The sequence below is a fragment of the Erwinia pyrifoliae DSM 12163 genome (assembly GCF_000026985.1).
Classification (GTDB): Bacteria; Pseudomonadota; Gammaproteobacteria; order Enterobacterales; family Enterobacteriaceae; genus Erwinia; species Erwinia pyrifoliae.
Map to the genome: position 1 here is coordinate 16,392 of NC_017392.1, position 19,510 is coordinate 35,901.

A 19,510-nucleotide genomic window follows, 5' to 3' on the forward strand; every position below is an offset into this window, starting at 1 on the left:
TGTGGTTTCCGGGCGACAGAATAAAAGCTGCAGATATTGTCACGTAAGCCTCTCAAATCATGCGGAGACCCGTGATACAGGAAGGGAAAAAGGCGAGAGCGCGGTGAGATCATGCTCTCGCAGCAGGTATCTTCAGACGTCATCAAGATACGAGTCTTCCTACGCCAGTATCAGCTGGGTCAGGTTCTAAGGGTCGCTAAGCCGCGAAAATCGCTATTAGCCTCTCAGTCTCTCTGGCGAGACTCCCCTGACAGGGACTAGTTGTATTTTACCTTGTGGTCTGCCGTCAAGTCGCAGATCCTGTTTCCGCTGTGACTGGTTGTTGCGCATCGGGTATGACAAAGCTGCTCAGAAGTGGTTTTCAGGCATTATCAGGAGTGATAGAGGCAGGATGCTATAAGTAAAAAATTATCGCTGCCGGCGTAAACAAGCCGATGTCAGGCGGTGATCCTGCGTGACCAGAAAATCGTAAGGTTATGCTTCACAGGCTCAGGTTTTCCCTTCCCTGCAAAAGGTGTCCTGCCGGCGTTCTGGAAGTGGCCGGGGACGACAGGGGCATAGATAAATTACGAGTAATGATGGTAACGGCAGATGTAGATGTACGAAAATGGTCTGTTTAGTACACCTTTCTGTATACCTATCCGAAAGTAAGTGAAATTAATTTCGTAAATGCACTATAATTCGGATACCCTTTACGTACGGAAAGTTTCCTATGTCACGAGTTTTTGCCTACTGCCGCGTCTCCACACTGGAACAGACCACAGAGAACCAGTGCCGTGAGATTGAAGCGGCGGGTTTTTCCGTTAAACCTCAGCGTCTGATTGAGGAACACATCAGCGGTTCGGTTGCTGCCAGTGAGCGTCCCGGTTTTATCAGGCTGATTGATCGTATGGAAGATGGCGATGTGCTGATTGTCACCAAACTAGACCGCCTGGGACGCAATGCGATTGATATCAGGAAAACAGTTGAACTGCTGGCTGATTCAGACATTCGGGTTCACTGTCTGGCTCTTGGCGGTGTGGATCTCACCAGCCCTGCCGGAAAAATGACCATGCAGGTGATTTCCGCCGTGGCGGAATTTGAGCGCGATCTGCTGCTTGAGCGCACACATTCAGGTATCGCTCGTGCGAAAGCGTCAGGAAAACGCTTCGGGCGGCCACCTACCCTGAATGATGATCAAAAGCAATCTGTTCTGGCTCGTCTGAGTACGGGGATGAGCGTCAGCGCAGTGGCGCGTGAGTTCAACACAACACGGCAGACCATTCTCAGAGTAAGAGCTGCCAGCCTGATGGGCTAAAGCGACAAAATCCCTTTTCATTGCTGACAGCGACGGGTAAATACATTTTAGAACAGATTGCCGTATTTAGCGGTATGGGAAAGAGTGACAGTAGCTGTTACAGCGTCTGCCACCAGTTGCTGCGAAGTCGAACTTGCCAGCTAAATTTGTATGTTGTAACTAAATGGCGGTACAAATAATAAGCAGGAACGCCATCAGAGACAGCCATTCTGAAAGGATACATTCAGATAAAATAACAAAATAATCTGGTGAAACAGAACTTTATCTCTTCAAGATAATCGTTTAAAGTAGAATGATATATTAAATAAATTACAGGAAGAATACCAATGGACATCAGAAGTGAGAAAGGAGCAAGCATATACACCCCACTCATACTCAAGCTATACGATACATGGGTACTTAACATATCCAACAACTACGCGTGGCGTTGCAATACTGATAATATACTTCTTCCTCATTTTAAGCAGAATATGGCAAAAAGCCATTTAGATATTGGCGTTGGCACCGGTTACTACCTGGCAAATGCCAGACAAAGCTCTGACGCGATAACCCTTCTGGATCTCAACTCAAATAGCCTTGCCGCCGCAAAAAAACGAATTGGTGCTCACAGAATAAAACATGTGTTACAGCACGATATATTCACTCCATTGCCCGAGAGAGAAAAAAACAAATATGACAGCGTTTCAATGTATTATCTGTTGCATTGCTTGCAGGGGAATATAAAAGAAAAGGCATCAGCGATAGAAAATGCATCTCAAGCATTAACTGAAAAGGGAACGCTCCATGGAGCAACTATCTTAGGAAGTGGGGTTGAACACAATGCCTTTGGCCGATACTTAATGAAAGTGTACAATAAAAAAGGTATTTTTAGTAATAACTTTGATTCTCTGAATGATTTAAAAAACGTGTTAGACCACTATTTTGATCAAGTTAATATCCAACAGCATGGTGTTGTTGCCGTATTTACAGCGGCAGGAAAAAAAATAGTACCTGACAGTTCTTTTTTGCCTGTATCAGGCAGACGGGACTTGGGTTAACAAGGTTTATTCTGTTTATCCGGCGCAATCCTCTCCCGTTACCTGAGTCAGGTTAATGGGATGGGGACAACATTATGAACTGTTTCGACACAACCGTTATTCTATCCCAATCGCTTACCGAAATGCTTACCAACCACAGGCATGCCATCTTTTACAGTGAGCCATTCTTTGCCGGAAGGGTAACCAGTGGCCGCGACGACGCCCGGGGGGCTAAAGTCTTTGACTGAAAAAACACGCTAATGAGTACAAAAAACAGGTACGGCATGAAATATTATTAAATTTCATGCCATTAGGCTATTCAGGCAGTCTCTCGCCCCTAAGGGCGAGGAGAATGTTAAACCTCGGGGAAAGGCATGGAATTGCCCGGCGCTTCCCGGTGGATATGCAGGAAGGTCAGATGGCGTTCATACTGGTCGAGAATATCATTGATGATCTGCTCCTTCGTGTAGTCCATCAAATCGTTCCCCTGCGTACCTTCCAGCAGGAAAGTTTCCAGGCGGAAGTAGTCAGACTTACCGCTACGTGCACGGTAGGTAAACGCCGGCACAGAGTAGCGCTGTGGCCAGATTTGGTAGAGGAAGCTCTGTTCATCGGCTAAATCGACCAACAGCTCAAGATGGTTCAGACGTTCGTCTTCCACTGCAGGCAGCTCATTAACCTGCACTTTCGCACCCCGGCGCTCCAGTTCGCGTCCCACTTCTTCCATAGCCGGACGACACACGTTATCCAGCATTTTACGGGTGTGCGTGGTACCCGGGTAGTTCATAACGCGCGAGATACGCTGCTTCCAGTTCAGACGGTCCACCGTTACAGGCGGCGTGTTGACCGTCGCACTGGCACGGCGATGATCTTCTACCCGCAGTGATTTATACAGACCGGCCATGACGAAGAAGATGACAAAGCTGAAGGGCAGCCCCATGATAACCGTGGTTTTCTGCAGCGCCGTTACGCCGTTCACCATCAGCATCCCCATCGTCAGTACGCCAATTGTCACCGACCAGAAAATACGCAGCCAGTTTGGTGCATCATTATTGATGTCGGCAAGACGTGAGGTAAAGTTTCCCAGCACCAGCGAACCCGAATCTGCGGATGTGACATAGAACAGCAGACCGGTGATGGTGGCAACCGAAGCACTGAACGTGAAGCCAGGATATTGCGCCAGCAGGCTGTAGAAGCCGCGCTCCGGGTGCGCCAGCGTTTCCTGAGCCAGCGCCAGATTACCGTGGATGATTTCATTCAGCGCGCTGTTACCGAAGATCGACAGCCACAACAGGGTAAAGATAAACGGAATGGTCAGCGTACCCAGTACAAACTGACGAATAGTACGTCCGCGAGAGATACGCGCCAGGAACAGACCGACAAACGGTGACCAGGCCACCCACCAGGCCCAGAAGAACAGCGTCCAGTTGTTCATCCATTCTGTTGGGCGATCGAAAGCAAAGCTGTCCAGCGTCATGCCCATAAAACGGTTGATATAGTCACCAACGTTAAGCACCAGTGCGTTGAGCAGGAAGCTGGTATCGCCCACAAAAAGCACAAACAGGATCAGTCCAAAGGCCAGCAGAACATTCAGCTCCGACAGAAACCGGATGCCTTTATTGACCCCGGAGGTGACTGATATCGTGGCCATAATCACCGAAAGCACGATCAGCCCGGCTTGCGCCGTCAGACCTTCCGGCACGTCAAACAACACCTTAAGCCCGTAGTTAAGCTGCACGACACCAATACCGAGAGTGGTGGCAATGCCAAAGATGGTACCCAGCACCGCAGCGATATCCACCGTATGCCCGATGGGGCCGTTAACTCGTTTACCGAAAATCGGATACAACGCCGAACGAATAGTCAGCGGCAGGCCATAACGATAGCTGAAGTAGCCAAGCGCGATGCCCATCAGCGCGTACATCGACCATCCGGTCAGCCCGTAGTGGAACAGGGTCCACACCATTGCCTGGCGTGCCGCTGCCAGCGTCTGCCCCTGACCTTCCGGCGGCATCATGTACTGGGTTACCGGCTCGGCCACTGAGAAGAACATCAGGTCGATACCAATCCCCGCAGCGAACAGCATCGCTGCCCAGCTCATGAGGCTGAATTCGGGTTTGGACTGTTCCGGCCCGAGCTTGATCGAGCCAAAGCGTGAACAGGCCATGAAAATGACAAATACAATGTACAACGTGGCAGCCAGCAGATAATACCAGCCAAACGTGTTTGAAACCCAGTTAAGGGTACGGTTAATCCAGCGATCGGAAAAATCGGTAAACAGGATGGTCGTCAGGGAAAATAGCAGAATAAGTACTGCTGAGGTATAGAAAACCACGGGGTTAATGCGATCTTTCTGGTGTTTTTCTGGTATTTCAGTCGCCGGCATAATGTCTCCGCAAAAAATGCTCAAGAAGAAAAACCTGAAGTCCGCTCTGCGAAGCGCGCATTAGCGCATACTGGGTAAAATCCGCCGCATATCCGCTAATTACACTGGGAGAACCATCAGGATGTCAGTAGTGTAGCCTGTTGATTTCTTTTTTTTATTTTTTATTCAAACATCCTCCTGAAGGCCGTCACTCTGTAAGCAAGGAGATAAATGATAGTTTTTATTGATTGCGCATTCAATTAAAAAAAAGTTTGCTGTTTCCCGTCGTGTACTATTTATCCGATAACACCGACTGTCGCCATATGCCTGATGGCAACAGCCGGACAAGATATTTTTCAGCCCAGGCAGCAGATATAAAGGGCAGCGCTCCGCTATAATTCTGCGGAAAAAATGACCAGAACCGGAGAAGGACCTGTCTGAAAGGAAATCAAAGGGCGGGGAAAATGCCGCCTCAACGCCGCACGAGCTGGCATTTAAACAGTTTGCCCCTATCCCTATACCGCACAGGATTTCATGCAGCTGCACCTGCCGCCAGATCTGCAGGCCGTCTACGATCTCAACACGCTGAAACTGGAGTCAGGCCGTGTTCCTGTCTCCAGCAAGTGTTTGCTGCGTCGATCCATGACACCATATCTTTTCCGCGAAAATCTACCACATTTGTAGGCTCCCTCCCTACTTGCCATTTCATTCCGCCAGAAACTTTTAACGAAGATAATATTTTTCTATCCCCTGACTGGAATAAGCCGAAGATGGCACCAAATAAATAGTAATGAATATACATAACACTTTCCATTTCATTATAAACCCATCTTTGGAAACAGAAAAAATATCGCTATTTTCTTGATGTTATATTCAATGAAAGCCGAACAAGAAAAATAAAAATGATTAACATGACAATAAAGCTGGATAGTGTTTTTGGAAACTTATACCAGTCGCAGAACATGACACCAGAACCGCTCAAAAGAGATGAACCCGTTAGTATGCTAAAAAAAACACAGGCTGACTTTCTTAAAATATCCATATTCCCTCGTGGGCAGCCCTGTTATTAAGGGCTGCATAGTTAAAATGATGCTTTCCTTGTCAGCGATTAAAGCACCCTCCAGCGATAGCCCCCCCGATCAAACCGAGTGTCAGGCCTGGTATTCCTCCCATTGCTCCTGCAATCATTCCACCGATAATCCCATTATTGCAGTTTATAACGTATTGATCACCATAATTCCTTTGATGAAGAAGGCTGTTACTCGCACCATAAATTAAAATACTCTCTTCTTTTTTTAACGCTTTAATTTTTAAATCCCTTTATTAATGTATCTATACAGTTGAGCTCCCGGAAATTAAAATATAATAAAAAATTCCTGTCAACTCTTTCCTTTGTAAGCACTGAGCTCATCACAATTTTTCATGAACAGCCTTACCTGTAATTATATTTACAGTTTTTTCAGAAAAATAAGGGGATTATAATCATAAGACATTAACCATAGGCAGGCTTACAGCCGTCAATTGCTGAAAAATCAGGATTGCAAGAGATATCCATATTAATAAACTGCATGACCTGAAGAATATCTGTTAAACTCAACAGAATATGTCGTCTGTCAATCGACGGCATGAGGATATTAAATTTAGCAACTTAAGATTACTCAGTTATTAACCGGAATCACCGCGCCTTTATATTTGGTGCGGATCCAGTCCTGAATCACTGTTGAGTGCAGTACGCTAACCAGCGCTTTAATATCCGGTTTCTTCTCATCGCCGTGGTGTACGGTAATAATATTGGCATAAGGATTATTTTCGCCGCTTTCCACCGCGATCGGGCCTTTAACCGGATCGAGACCGGCATCAATCGCATAGTTCGCGTTAATCACCACCGCATCACCTTCGTCATTGTTGTACATTTGTGGCAACAGCGCACCTTCAACATTGGCGAAAAACTTCAGATGCTTAGGGTTTTCAACGATATCACTGATGCGCGCATCAACCTTGCTGATGCCCGGCTTGATTTTAATCACTCCCTGTTGCTCGAAAATCGACAGGATGCGCCCCTCTTCCGCGACAGCATCACGCATAATGACTTTGCCATTTTCTGGCAGGTCTTTCAGTGACCTGTAGTTTTTCGGGTAAATCCCGATCTGCTCAATGTGGATGGCACCCGCACTAACGAAATCGTAATTTTGATCCCCGGCATGATCCTTCAGCACGCTGTTCAGATAGGGAACGTGCTGGAAGTAGTTCGCATCAATGTCGTGGCTTGCCAGCGCGGTATTAGGCAGGATGTAGTCCTGGAAAGATTTGATTTCCAGGTCGATCCCCTGCTTCGCCAGAATGGGCTTAGCCTGCTCGAGGATTTCGGCATGCGGTACGTTAGAAGCCCCCACCGTCAGCGTATCCGCCCATGCACTCAGGTTCAGGGCGCCCAGGGTTGCTGCAGCCAGCAGCATCAGTTGTTTTTTTCATTTTGCCTTTCCTGCAAGAGTTAACGTTTATCGAGCCGTGTCGTCACAACATCACCTGAGAACTGAATAATAAAAACGATCACCAGAATCATTATCGTTGCGACCAGCGTCACATCGCCGTGGTTACGTTGAAAACCTTCAAGGTAAGCAAGATTACCAAGCCCCCCCCGCACCAATCACGCCGGCCATCGCACTGTAGCTGACCAGCGCAATCAGGGTGACGGTCATTCCCGAGACCAGCGCCGGGGATGATTCCGGCAGCAGCACGCGGAAAATCAGCGTACTGAGGCGGGCCCCCATTGAGCGCGACGCTTCAATCACGCCCTTATCCACTTCACGCAGCCCGATTTCAACCAGGCGGGCATAGAAAGGCGCTGCGCCAACGATCAGAGCAGGAAGTGCGGCATCCGCTCCGAGAATGGTGCCGACCAGCGTTTTCGTGAACGGGATCAGCAGCACGATTAAAATGATGAACGGTATAGAACGGAACACATTCACCAGCACGGAAATCACCGAATAGATCGCACGATTCTGGAACAGCCCGCCACGCGCGGTAAGGAACAACGCCAGTCCGAGCAGAATGCCAAGCACAAAGGTCGCTCCCCCGGATAACGCCGTCATATACAAGGTTTCAAGCGTCGCGGCACACAACTGGTCCAGCTTCAGATGGGTAAAGAGGTTTTCAAACATTCGTCACCACCTCGGTCGAAATTTCATAAGCGTGTAAATCAGCCAGAATACGTGGCAACTGGCTCTGGCTGGCGGGAACCTGCAGCCATATCTCGCCAAAGGTACCGTTAGTGGTTTGGGTCATTATTCCATGCAACATATTGAAGGCTAATCCATATTTCAGCGTCAGTTCACCGATAACCGGTTGCTGCGTACTCTGCCCGACAAACGTCAACTTCAGCACCTTGCCGTTATCAATATTGACCAGCTGCGGATTAAACGGCACGTTGGCGCTGATGTATCCGGACGTTTGTTTGACGAACTGACGGGTGATGGGCTGCTGCGGATGGGTAAATAGCGACAACACCTCGCCTTCCTCCACGATCCTGCCCTCTTCCATCACCGCCACGCGATGACAGATTTTGCGCACCACATGCATCTCATGGGTGATCAGTACAATTGTCAGCCACAGCTTGCGGTTAATATCCAGCAGAAGTTCGAGGATCGCATCGGTGGTTTGCGGATCAAGGGCTGAGGTGGCCTCATCGCATAACAGCACGTTCGGGTTGTTAGCCAGAGCTCGCGCAATCCCCACGCGCTGCTTCTGTCCACCGCTCAGCTGTGAGGGATAAGCCTGCTCTTTACCGACCAGCCCCACCAGGGCAATCAGTTCCTGTACCCGGTCCTGAATGACAGATTTCGATGTACCGGAAATTTGCAGAGAGAAAGCAATGTTTTCACTGACTGTACGCGACCACAACAGGTTGAAATGCTGAAAGACCATGCTGATTTTCAGCCGTGCCTGGCGCAGCGCTTCGACGCTGGCCTGGGCAATATCCTGCCCGGCAATGGTCACACTGCCGGAACCTGGTTTTTTCCAGGCCGTTGAGCAGGCGGATCAGGGTGCTTTTTCCCGCACCACTGTAGCCAATAATGCCGTAGATCTGCCCTTTATCTATCTGCGGGGTTTGAGGGCCAATCGTGTAAAAAACCACGTTAAGAAGATAATTAATTGTTTAAATTGAAATTTAATGACCTCAGCTCTCCCTTCAAAATATCTTCCGGCAGGGTAAACGTATAGTGCCCCAGCATGTTGATATGACCATGCATCAGTGGCGAAAGCCGGGCAATATGCTCATCCTCTGGCGTTTCGCCTGTTGAGCGAAGGTGTGAAAGCGCCTCCTGCATATAAAGAGAATTCCATAGTACTACTGCATTAGTGACCAGACCGAGCGCACCCAACTGACCTTCCTGCCCTTCACGGTAGCGCTTTCTGATCTCTCCACGCTGACCATAACAAATGGCTCTGGCTACAGCATGACGACCCTCTCCACGATTGAGCTGGGTTAGGATCCGACGGCGATAATCCTCATCATCAATATAATTAAGCAGATACAACGTCTTATTTACTCGTCCAACCTCCATGATCGCCTGCGCCAGCCCTGACGGGCGGGTACTCCTGAGCAGGGAACGGATAAGTTCCGAAGCATGGATCGTGCCCAGTTTGAGGGAGCCGGACGCCCGCATTATTTCATCCCAGTGGCTTTCAATCTTCGGCAGCGCCACACATCCCCGAGCCAGTTCATCCAGTGCACCGTAATGGGCATTTTTGTCTATCCGCCAGAATACGGCCTCACCGGCATCCGCCAGCCGGGGTGAAAACTGATACCCCAGTAGCCAGAACAGACCGAATATAATGTCGCTGGCTCCGGCCGTGTCCGTCATTATTTCCACCGGATTCAGGCCGGTCTGTTGTTCCAGTAGCCCTTCCAGGACAAAGATAGAATCCCTCAGCGTCCCGGGGATAACGATACCGTGGAATCCGGAATACTGATCGGAAACGAAGTTGTACCAGGTGATACCGCGTCCGGAACCAAAGTATTTTCTGTTAGGGCCTGAATTGACGGTTTTCACCGGGGTGACAAATCTCATACCATCCGCTGAAGCTACCTCGCCGCCGCCCCAGTGGCTGGCAAGCTCCAGCGTGGACTGAAAATCAACCAGCCGGGCATTAGCGCTGACCAGCGTTTCTGCCCGGAGATAATTCTGTTTTACCCAACTGAGACGGTGGCGGGTCAGTGCCGGTATATTGTGCTTTATCAGCGGTTCATGCCCGATATTACAGGCCTCAGCCAACAATACGGCACACAGGCTGACGTTAAGATCTTTTGCTCTCGCTTCAGATTCACTGACGTGCGTAAACTCACGGGTAAAACCAGTTCTGGCGTCGATTTCAAGCAACAGCTCAGTTAAATCCACCGGGGGAAGGAGTTGTTTCACCCGGCTGCTGAGTTGTGTCAGCGCGGGTGGCTCACTGAGTTTTTCCAGACTGCTGATGGTCAGGGAGGGATATTTGCCTTCATGGCACATACCTACAGCATCATTTCTGTGGAAGCGTGCGGACACGGCTTTCCAGGTCTCATCCCGTTGGTTCGCCATCTGCTCTGTGGCTTTTCTGCCATCGGTGGGGCGCCCCAGCGCACGACAGACTGCGACACGTTGAACCTGCCACTCTTTACCCTGAAGCAGCTTCTGACGCGGATCGCCCCAGCGCTCACTGTTTTCCAGCCAGATATCACGACGACGAAGTGCATCCTGAAGACGCTCCAGCAGGCACAGTGAATAACCAGCGCGTTGTATCCGGCCCTCCGCATCGTATACGAGGCGTTTCCAGGGGCCTGTGATGATACGCTCAGGCGCATCATCAAGGATGCGCTTTTTCGAGCCGATCAGTTCTGCCAGGTAGTGGATTGCGGCCAGGGTATGTTCACCGTCGGGCGCAGAACTAAAGTGCAGGTCGCGCAATAGCGCGGGAAGGAAACGCTTTACTCGTCCGTACTGCTCCACCATTTCATCCTGAAAATTCGTGTCCTGCGGACGGGCCAGCTCGTTAACTTTATCAACAGACTCCGCAAGCCTGGCGACCGGAACGCTTTTGAATATGGTCTTTCGCAACGTACTTTCGTCAGTATTTTCGTCAAGCAAAAGCGCACAGGCCCGCGCCAACAGCAGTGCTGCCCGATCGAGATCTTTCAACGTCCTGAGCCGCTTTTTCTGTCCCGTTTTCTTCGCCTCGCGGGCGATGTCCAGGATCAGCATATCAAGCACATCGACAGCGTCATCCAGCGCGGATATTTCCTGCGCTTTAACAAATGCGGTCAGAACCGCCAGCCGCCGCACCTCAGGCATTCTGGCGATATACTTGGCTGACGTCATTCCTGCGTAGCGGGCCAGGTTACGTAATTGTATGGCCGGGAGGCCACTGAAATTCAGCCGGGAAAACTCCAGGTTTCTCAGTCGGGTATAGCGTTCCAGCGCTTCCGTAAAAGACGGGCCGCTGACCGCCACAGGACCTTTACGTAGCTGCTCCATAACCGACACCCGCTGCCCCTCGGGGACCTCAAGTAAAGACGCCAGTTGTGCTGTCTGCCAGCTGTCAGGCAGCGATGCCAGTTTTCGCCACAGACGACGATTTGCCCGCTCCCGGATTTCACCAATAATTCTTGTCAACGTGGATGCAGCTGGCAGTAACACTTTGTACTGAAGTAGCCATGCCGTCGCAAAATCAAACATCAGACCGGGCCGTTCATTGCTGAGCCAGACGCGGACATAAAGAAGACGTTTCAGCCTGAATGTCCAGGGGAAATCACCAAAATCATGATAGCCATAGTGCTGCCTGATCAATGCATGGTGTTCCCAACGTGTATTATCCCTCTGTGCGTAACGGGAAAGGATTTCCGGGCGGGGAATGCCTAATTGTGCTGCCACATAGAATCGTACCCCGTCAGGGATCTGCATGAGATCATGCAGAAACGTTCCCAGAAAACGGGCGGTGGTGAGCTGAAGGGCAATTCCAAGGCGGTTATGTCTGCCCCGGCGCTGATTAACGAAAGCCAGATCGCGCTCATCAAGATGAAAATACCTCGCCAGCTGAACCTCATTTGGCTCGGCGGCATAACAGCCATAGCTCTGGATCTGGCTATCGGTCAGAAAATCAACACTCATCCGCAAATCCCTTTTTCGTTCATTACTCCATAATATTTTTGATGGTATCAGATATTATGATATCTGATACCCGTCAAAACCGCAGCGTAAACAGGTATCAGAAATCGCATTTTGTGCATTATGATACCACTTTGTATCAAAACCGATTTGTGAGACAAAAATGGCGTTACTGGGCTATGCCAGGGTATCAACCAGTCACCAGAAGCTGACGCTCCAGGTGGCGGAACTGAAAAATGGCGGTGTGCGTGAAGACAGGATTTTTACCGACATGATGACCGGGGCCACTGACGAACGGGAAGGGTTGCAGCGGCTGCTTGGCCGGGCTGAAAAAGATGACATTATCATCTGTACCAAAATGGACCGACTCGGCCGCAATACAGCCGATATGATCCATATCGTAGACGCCTGCTATAAGAAGGGGATCGCCATTCGTTTTCTGGAAAATGGTCTCAGTACGGAAGGCACTATGGGGAAAATGGTCATTCAGATCCTGGCTGCTGTTGCAGAAGCCGAGCGTGAGCGCATTCTGGAACGAACCAATGACGGACGGGTTGCTGCAATGGCCTCAGGTGTTCGGTTCGGCAGAAAGCCTCATCCGGCGACAGCTTCGGCTCTGACTCTGATTCGGCAGGGCGTGTCATTTAAGGTGGTATCGGAAAAAACAGGCATATCGAGGCCTACTTATTTCAGACTGAAACGACGGTTTACAGCTGAAAATAAAGGGGTATCATCGGCGATGTAATATACAGGGAGAACAAAAATGGATGCGGCATTGCTTGATATGATGCCGCTCTGGCGGAAGAAATAAAGCCTGGGCGGAAACAATGGTTAACCTTGAAGCCAGAAAACTTATTAATACTGCCAACAGACTTTCCGCCTTTCACCTTCAGGATGGTCTGACCCGGATTAATTTTGTTCAGGAAATAAAACAGGTTATAGAGCAGCAATTTGATCCTACCCACGTAATGTGGACACAGCCCTAAGCGAGGTTCTGGTTTTCAAATTGTTCAGGACTAAGGCCGCCACAGGCACTGTGACGACGCCACCGATTGTAATCACACTCGATATAATTAAACACCGTTGTCCGCATTATTTCCCGGCTGGCAAAGCGTTCTCCGTGGATACATTCCACCTTCAGCGAATGAAAGAAGCTTTCCACGCAGGCATTGTCATAACAGCAGCCTTTTGCGCTCATGCTCCCGCGCAGATTATGACATTTCAGCAAGCTCTGATAATCCGATGAACAGTACTGCCCACCACGGTCAGTGTGAACAATCACTTTTTCAGGACGTTTTCGCCGCCACAACGCCATCTGCAGTGCGTCGCAGGCCAGTTGTGCGGTCATACGCGGCGACATCGACCAGCCAATGACGGAACGCGACCACAGGTCAATGACCACCGCCAGATACAGCCAGCCCTCATCTGTACGTAAGTAGGTGATGTCACCTGCCCACTTCTGGTTTGCGCCGCTGGCGTAAAAATCCTGTTTCAGCAGGTTCTCTGACACGGGCAGGCCGTGTTCACGATAACTGACCGGACTGAACTTGCGGGCCGCTTTCGCCCGCAGCCCCTGACGTCGCAGGCTGGCGGCAATGGTTTTTGATGTTGTACTCCGGCAGCTCGTCAGCAAGACGAGGTGCGCCATAACGCTGTTTTGCCTCAGTAAATGCCTTACCGACGGCCTTATCGCAGATGAGGCGGAACTGCTGGCGCGGGCTGATTTGATGGCGACGCAGGCACCAGACATACCAGCCGCTTCGGGCAATTCTAAGCACACGACACATGGCCTTGATACTGAACTCAGCCCGATTTTTTTCGATAAAGACATACTTCATTTCAGGCGCTTCGCGAAGTATGTCGCGGCCTTTTGGAGAATGGCCAGCTCCTCAGCCTGCTCCGCCAGTTGCCGCTTAAGGCGGGCAATTTCAACAGACATTTCCTGCTCACGTTCAGAAGAGGAATGTGCATTTTTGAGCTTGCTGCGCCAGGCATAAAGCTGCGATTCATACAGACGGAGTTCACGGGCAGCTGGAGCCACACCGATACGCTCAGCAAGTTTCAGGGCTTCGTTGCGAAATTCAGGCGTATGTTGTTTGCGTGGCTTTTTGCTGGTTGATGCTGGTTTTGTCATGAGTCACCTCTTGCTTGAGAGTTTACTCACTTAGTCGCGTGTCCACTATTGGCGGGTAGGATCANATTTGCCGCTGCCCGGCACGCGAAATCTGATGAAGAGTGTATAGCATGCATCAAAAATCTGAGAGTAGAGACTGAAAATCTCGAAGAACAGGGCCGGATGTTACGTATGAAGACAGCAAAACTTTACGCTAAAGTGGAGTTTGTTCGGGAAAATAATAAAATTGTTGGCTACGTAATTTCTGCTGTAAATGTGGTTTTGTCTGGAGTTGAAATAGCTGTTGGTCTAACCCTTATAGGTTCCATGACGCCTTTGGGCGTTCTGGCCGGTGCAGTTCTGGTTACTGATGGAGCGAACGGCATAAGCAAAGAAATTGCGCACTACGCGATGGATAACAAAACCTCGGAAGGTTTGGTTGCTGATGCCGCTATGTCCACAGCTGAATTCATGGGGTTCAGCCGTAATAGCGGGCTGGGGATCTATAAATCAGTCTCGCTTGCTGCAAATGCATATAGCATATTCGGTCTGTTCAGACGCCCTGGAACATGGCGTTTATTCCGATATCTGCCCGCCGATTATTACCGGAAAGTCAGCACCATGAGCCGTCCAAAGCTCACAATGAAAATTGTCGGTTATGGTGTTAAAGCTAAGGTCATATTTGACCTTATGTCTGTTACTGACGCGGTTCAGAATTAGTCGTTAATCTGCGATAGCGCCATGACTTGTATGCAAGTTTTGCTGGCGTTAAATACCATATAAAAGGTAATACAATCGCAAGTGTGGCCGCAAGCGTGATGCTGGTATCTACGGATGCCAGTATCAGCGTGAGAGCAAGTATGGTAAAGGCAGCGATAGTAATCCACTTTGAGGCATTAAAGCGGTTAGCAAGATCATGGGTTACGGAATCCAGAGATCCGCCATAATTAGCAATATTATTTTTCAATTTTTGTAGATCTGCATGGCTAAACCCTGACTTGAGTAGCGCTGCATCACTCACTTTCATCGCGTTCCACCTTCCATCCTTAAAATGTAGACACATCTCTGCAGCAAGCATACACAAAAATCTCGGGCAAAGCTGGGTCAGCAACAATTATTAATTATTTATATAAAAAACAGTAAGTTAAATCATTAACGTGGTTTTTTACACGATTGGCCCTCAACCCCCTCTGCAGACTGACGTTATCAACGGCAGTGACCGGCGCAGAGCCGCCATTAAAAATTTTAGAGACGTTGCGCAAAACTATCATTAGATGCCTGTTTTCTACCGCCATATCCGCAAAAAATGCTGATTAATTAACGTGATTGCCGTTTATGTATTACCGGGAATACTCATTGCCAGACGATATTAGTCAGATGGAGAATGATTGAAAACGACTGAAATGGCATTGTTTATAACCAGAAAGAATACGCAATCAGCACCTGATACTTTCTCAGGGATTGAGAGTACCAGACCTGTTTTTCCCGGCCTGACGCGGCTGTGTATGCAGCACTATGCTGTCGGATTAACAGTCATCGACGTTGATTCATGACGAGTTCCGCCGAATCTTATATTCCGTCTGGATTATCACATGGCACTTCCTACATGACTGCGTTCTTCAGCTCTCCAACGCCATCACGGCTTTCGCGATAGCGAATCCACCCCACCGTCCATGCAGTACAGGAAACAGACAGGCACGATAATCCGTCACGCCGCAGCGGGCATGTGGCGTGCATGTTCGCCGGGATGAATGTTGCATAACGCGTCTGTCAGCAGTGTGATAGATGAGTTATTCAAAAACCGTTTTTTTTCGAAAAAAATCTATTGCATCAGGTAGTTATAACTTAAGCCTGTTTTATTTGCATACAGAATCACGCGCCAATAACTAACGCTTATCGTCAATGTCGAAACAACTTAAGAGAAAGCGGTCTGAGGATGTCTTTTTCAGGACAGGATTGTTCATCACGCTACGGGATGAATCTTACACGTCATCAGGAGATTGCCCGGCAGATGGAACGAAATAAGTGCATACACGACGGGAAATTTATCCAGCAGGGGGATGCAGAGTACCCCGAAAAAATATTAACAGTGGGTGCGATTGGCTAAAAACGCATTGACCTGGCGCGGCAAATAGCTAAGGCTGATCTTAGTTAAACAGCTAATCATCAGAATCTTACGCTGAAGGAGTAAGAAATGGCGACAGAATATGCAATCATTGCCGGGGGCTGCTTCTGGTGTACTGAAGCCGTATTTAAGCAGATTAATGGCGTGGAATCGGTTGAGAGTGGTTATATTGGTGGCCACACCGAAAACCCGACCTACAAACAGGTGTGTCATGGTGACACAGGGCATGCCGAAGCCATCCGCATTGGTTTTGATCCGGAAAAGGTTAGCTTCGGCGATCTGCTGGATATCAGTTTTGCCACCCACGACCCAACACAGCTCAATCGCCAGGGAAATGATATCGGCACACAGTATCGTTCAGCCATATTCCCGACCGGCGCACAACAGGCGGAAGAAGCCAAAGCGGCAATTTCACGCGCCCAGAGTGAGCACAGCGATCCGATAGTGACCTCAATTGAAGCCGATGCGGTCTGGTATCCGGCAGAGGATTATCACCAGGATTACTGGGCTGGAGAAGGACAGGAAAACCGTTATTGTCTGGCTGTCATCCCACCTAAGTTGCAAAAGCTGCGTAAGCGCTTTGCGGCTTATGCCGTATCAAAATAACTGTATTAGTCGCGACTTGATCTGACACATAACCTTGAAAGGTTGAGAGTTACCGGTTTTGATATGGGTGTCGAATCCTTATACAAAACACGAGGTAACTCTCATGCTTCATACTAACAATCCTGTCATCAAACACAAAACAGGTTTGCTCAATCTGGCCGAAAAACTCAGCAACGTGTCAAAAGCCTGTAAAATCATGGGCGTCTCACGCGACCCGTTTTATCGTTATCGGGAGTTGGTTGATGAAGGTGGCGTGGATGCACTGATTAACCGCAGCCGACGTGCTCCCAACATCAAAAACCGTACTGATGATGCCACTGAGCAGGCCGTTGTTGATTACGCTATTCTGGGATTCTGGGATTCTGGGATTCTGGGATTCTGGGATTCTGGGATTCTGGGATTCTGGGATTCTGGGATTCTGGGATTCTGGCAGGGATGATTTCCACATACTCAGGCTTAACGCAACAAATATGTGTAAGCGTACATCCCTAAAAAACCTTAATGCGATATCTTGACGCCATGGCGATTACAGGATTACAGGCTGTGTTTAAACACAGCCTGTTTTAACATAGAACGCCATAGAACAAGAGCATATTTGACGAAAGAAAAGGCATCAGGCGTTTAAAAAACACCTGAAAATAATAACATATATTAATCATTCATCCCGGTGAAATTGTTTACTGATACTGATTACGGTATCTTGTAATCCCATAATCCCGGGATTACATAATCCTATAATCCCGGGATAACTGTTTGATTACTCCAGGGGTGTCTTATGGCGACAAAAAATTATCTCTTTCCTGAACGGAAAAGGCGGGGTAGGGAAAACCACGACATCCATCAATATCGCTACCAGCCTGGCACGAAAAGGGCACAAGGTTGCGATGGTCGATACCGATCCTCAAGGCAGTATCAGTAACTGGTATGATGAATCAAAGTGTCAATTCGACCTTACAGAGGCATCATCGGAAAAAGAAGTTTATACCGTACGTAAGTATCTTAACGATTATGATTATGTGGTCATCGATGGTGCCGCTGCCATTACCGCCATATCCTCTGCAGCCGTCATGGTGAGCGATCTGGTATTAATCCCGGTAACCCCTTCACCGCTCGACTTTGCTGCATGTGGCGCTATCCTGGCTGTTGTGGAGGCCAGAGAAAATTTACAGCCTGTCATTGCACGTTTTGTGATCACCAAACAAGTGGCCTCCACGCGCATGCTGGAGGTTCTGAAAGCCTCGATCGAGGAAACAGGTGTCCCCGCGTTAAAAACGGCTACAGCGCAGCGACAGGCGTATATACGCACTATGCTGGACGGGGGGACGGTGTTCGATACCACGGATGGAAATGCAAAAGGGGAAATTGAGGTTATGGCTAACGAAATTCTGGAGCTACTGGAATGAAAATGAAACTCGGTCAACACCGGCAGCTAGCGCCTGCTCTTGACGCAATAACCAAACCTGTCTCTGGCAGCACAAAAAAACTGCAGACCAACATCGACGAAAAATTACACCGACGTTTTAAAACAGCCTGTTTTTTACAGGGCTGGGAAATGAAAGACGTTCTGACAGGCCTTATCGAACACTGGTTATCTGAGAATGAGCCAAGTTAACACCCTTGGCTTGGTTTGTAAAATTAATATTTTCGTTCGCCGATCTCAGCTGCTTGATCGTACCCCTTTTGTGATCTTGATCGGGCAAATGTGGCAATAGTGTTTGTTCTTTTTTTTAGTTTAGATCTTTTACTTTTAGAGGCAAATTTCTTAAATGTAATCATTGGCTTACAAGCCTATATGTGGAGAGATTTCCTGTCTCATGTGGAGTAATTTTATGTTATATGTGGAGAGATTTCCTGCTACACGTGGAGTTTTTTTCTGTGGATAACTTTCAAATTTATGAGAATCCCCCTATTCAGGGGTGCCCTGTGGATAACTCTCTTTACAAGCCATCCTGACGTTCAGTCCCTCTTCTTTTTAGCGTTACGTTTAATTGTAATTTGGGTATGTGCCGAAATTTCCTGTTTCTTCAAAACTTCATTTTTGGCCTGTCATTGTACTTACTTGATTAACGAAACTAATTACAGACTTTTCGCACACAAAACCATCATATTAGCTAGTTAAGTTAAATATGCATGTTACGCTTAATGTGGAAGAATTTTCTGATGCCATCATTACCCGTTCCTCTTAGGTGGAATAATTTTATGTACTGCTAAGCGTTACATCTCCATGTTACATGAGGAAAAATTTTCTTTTTTTAACTCGGATTTGTGATCTGGTCACTTCCCCAAACTTAGGTGGAGAGATATTATGCTGTGCGCCGAAAGTCTTGTATCTGAGAATGAATGTGGAGGAATTTTCTGTGGCAGGTGGAGGGATTCTGGATAAATACGGTTCTGTGGGAGCACTGAGTCAGTCTGACCGGGTGAAAATGGAAAATAGTCGTTTTCTTATGTGGAGTAATTTCCTGTAACGATTATCTTGTATGATTCTGATTTTTATAATATTTTAATTAAATTAACTAACGAGACATGTAACTCATTAAGCAGAGAACGCTAATGCTCCTGTCCTGTCATCAGTGGAATAACTTCCTGATAACTGGAACATCGGCCGTCTCACATGTTCGTGATGATGGCTGAACTCATGCGATCTTTTTTCTGTCGAACGATGAAAGTAAATCGATCGTCAGTTCAGAGCAACTGCTCTCCTCAGGGGCAAATGCGGAGGTTTTTTTATGCGAGCTGGCTGTTTTAGCGTGATTAAATCTTTGGTGCTATGATGTTTTTTTAGTTAATTTTTGCTTTGCTTGCCTGCTTTTTGTGTGGAATAATTTTCAAAACATTCCACATCC

General features: G+C 48.3%; 14 protein-coding genes, 5 pseudogenes and 1 riboswitch. Of the genes and pseudogenes, 10 read left to right on the plus strand and 9 right to left on the minus strand.

The window, feature by feature from the left end; genetic code table 11:
* Positions 1 to 139: 139 nt before the first annotated feature.
* A riboswitch (TPP riboswitch) is annotated at positions 140 to 259 on the minus strand.
* Between the two features lie 112 nt (positions 260 to 371).
* A pseudogene (locus EPYR_RS19870) lies at positions 372 to 521 on the minus strand (Txe/YoeB family addiction module toxin); the annotation flags it as partial.
* A 191-nt stretch (positions 522 to 712) separates the two neighbouring features.
* Between EPYR_RS19870 and EPYR_RS18525 the strand changes: the two are divergent.
* Both EPYR_RS18525 and EPYR_RS18530 read left to right on the plus strand, forming a co-directional pair.
* Positions 713 to 1,297, plus strand: a complete 585-nt coding sequence (locus EPYR_RS18525) for a recombinase family protein (protein ID WP_012814636.1) — start codon at positions 713 to 715, stop codon at positions 1,295 to 1,297.
* 326 nt (positions 1,298 to 1,623) lie between these two features.
* Positions 1,624 to 2,334 carry a class I SAM-dependent methyltransferase gene (locus tag EPYR_RS18530; protein ID WP_014540001.1) on the plus strand — a complete coding sequence of 237 codons (711 nt, stop codon included), beginning with the start codon at positions 1,624 to 1,626 and terminating at the stop codon, positions 2,332 to 2,334.
* A gap of 334 nt (positions 2,335 to 2,668) precedes the next feature.
* Here EPYR_RS18530 and EPYR_RS18535 read toward each other — a convergent pair whose 3' ends face one another.
* Positions 2,669 to 4,699, minus strand: a complete 2,031-nt coding sequence (locus tag EPYR_RS18535; protein ID WP_011114006.1) for a choline transporter — start codon at positions 4,697 to 4,699, stop codon at positions 2,669 to 2,671.
* Between the two features lie 513 nt (positions 4,700 to 5,212).
* Between EPYR_RS18535 and EPYR_RS21600 the strand changes: the two genes are divergently transcribed.
* A complete protein-coding gene (locus tag EPYR_RS21600) occupies positions 5,213 to 5,362 on the plus strand; it encodes an Rpn family recombination-promoting nuclease/putative transposase (protein WP_148217857.1) in 150 nt (49 codons plus the stop codon).
* Between the two features lie 974 nt (positions 5,363 to 6,336).
* On the opposite strand, the gene EPYR_RS18540 is transcribed toward EPYR_RS21600, so the two are convergent.
* The 4 genes and pseudogenes from EPYR_RS18540 to EPYR_RS18555 all read right to left on the minus strand — a co-directional run bounded on the left by EPYR_RS18540 (position 6,337) and on the right by EPYR_RS18555 (position 11,823).
* Positions 6,337 to 7,134 carry a MetQ/NlpA family ABC transporter substrate-binding protein gene (locus EPYR_RS18540; RefSeq protein ID WP_014540004.1) on the minus strand — a complete coding sequence of 266 codons (798 nt, stop codon included), beginning with the start codon at positions 7,132 to 7,134 and terminating at the stop codon, positions 6,337 to 6,339.
* Positions 7,135 to 7,169: 35 nt separating this feature from the next.
* Positions 7,170 to 7,839, minus strand: a pseudogene (locus EPYR_RS18545) (methionine ABC transporter permease).
* Positions 7,832 to 8,813: pseudogene (locus EPYR_RS18550) on the minus strand (methionine ABC transporter ATP-binding protein). Before EPYR_RS18550 ends, EPYR_RS18545 begins: the two co-directional pseudogenes overlap by 8 nt.
* Positions 8,814 to 8,826: 13 nt before the next feature.
* Entirely contained in the window at positions 8,827 to 11,823 is a 2,997-nt protein-coding gene (locus EPYR_RS18555) for a Tn3 family transposase (RefSeq protein WP_012814634.1), read from the minus strand.
* A gap of 160 nt (positions 11,824 to 11,983) precedes the next feature.
* Here EPYR_RS18555 and EPYR_RS18560 point away from each other — a divergent pair, with 160 nt between their 5' ends.
* Both EPYR_RS18560 and EPYR_RS21300 read left to right on the plus strand, forming a co-directional pair.
* The gene (locus EPYR_RS18560; RefSeq protein ID WP_012814633.1) at positions 11,984 to 12,565 is read left to right on the plus strand and encodes a recombinase family protein; all 582 of its coding nucleotides are present in this window, start codon (positions 11,984 to 11,986) and stop codon (positions 12,563 to 12,565) included.
* 18 nt (positions 12,566 to 12,583) lie between these two features.
* A pseudogene (locus EPYR_RS21300) lies at positions 12,584 to 12,773 on the plus strand (DUF4225 domain-containing protein); the annotation flags it as partial.
* 29 nt (positions 12,774 to 12,802) lie between these two features.
* Here EPYR_RS21300 and EPYR_RS21305 read toward each other — a convergent pair.
* Together EPYR_RS21305 and EPYR_RS21310 are read right to left on the minus strand one after the other, a co-directional pair.
* On the minus strand, positions 12,803 to 13,651 hold the full coding sequence (locus EPYR_RS21305) for an IS3 family transposase (RefSeq protein WP_331387094.1): 849 nt from the start codon (positions 13,649 to 13,651) through the stop codon (positions 12,803 to 12,805).
* A gap of 3 nt (positions 13,652 to 13,654) precedes the next feature.
* Positions 13,655 to 13,954 carry a transposase gene (locus EPYR_RS21310; protein WP_011078074.1) on the minus strand — a complete coding sequence of 100 codons (300 nt, stop codon included), beginning with the start codon at positions 13,952 to 13,954 and terminating at the stop codon, positions 13,655 to 13,657.
* A 48-nt stretch (positions 13,955 to 14,002) separates the two neighbouring features.
* Here EPYR_RS21310 and EPYR_RS18575 point away from each other — a divergent pair, with 48 nt between their 5' ends.
* Positions 14,003 to 14,653, plus strand: coding sequence for a DUF4225 domain-containing protein (locus tag EPYR_RS18575; protein ID WP_071846828.1), 651 nt, complete (start codon positions 14,003 to 14,005; stop codon positions 14,651 to 14,653).
* On the opposite strand, the gene EPYR_RS18580 is transcribed toward EPYR_RS18575, so the two are convergent.
* Positions 14,631 to 14,960, minus strand: a complete 330-nt coding sequence (locus tag EPYR_RS18580; RefSeq protein WP_041473955.1) for a hypothetical protein — start codon at positions 14,958 to 14,960, stop codon at positions 14,631 to 14,633. The two genes, EPYR_RS18575 and EPYR_RS18580, sit on opposite strands and share 23 nt — an antisense overlap.
* Positions 14,961 to 16,127: 1,167 nt before the next feature.
* On the opposite strand from EPYR_RS18580, the gene msrA reads away from it, so the two are divergent.
* The 4 genes and pseudogenes from msrA to EPYR_RS18600 all read left to right on the plus strand — a co-directional run bounded on the left by msrA (position 16,128) and on the right by EPYR_RS18600 (position 18,276).
* Positions 16,128 to 16,664, plus strand: a complete 537-nt coding sequence (gene msrA, locus EPYR_RS18585) for a peptide-methionine (S)-S-oxide reductase MsrA (RefSeq protein WP_012814649.1) — start codon at positions 16,128 to 16,130, stop codon at positions 16,662 to 16,664.
* A 103-nt stretch (positions 16,665 to 16,767) separates the two neighbouring features.
* Positions 16,768 to 17,010: pseudogene (locus tag EPYR_RS18590) on the plus strand (helix-turn-helix domain-containing protein); the annotation flags it as partial.
* Positions 17,011 to 17,452: 442 nt separating this feature from the next.
* The gene (parA, locus tag EPYR_RS18595) at positions 17,453 to 18,067 is read left to right on the plus strand and encodes a ParA family partition ATPase (RefSeq protein ID WP_071846829.1); all 615 of its coding nucleotides are present in this window, start codon (positions 17,453 to 17,455) and stop codon (positions 18,065 to 18,067) included.
* On the plus strand, positions 18,064 to 18,276 hold the full coding sequence (locus EPYR_RS18600; RefSeq protein WP_014540014.1) for a plasmid partition protein ParG: 213 nt from the start codon (positions 18,064 to 18,066) through the stop codon (positions 18,274 to 18,276). Before parA ends, EPYR_RS18600 begins: the two co-directional genes overlap by 4 nt.
* Positions 18,277 to 19,510 lie beyond the last annotated feature (1,234 nt).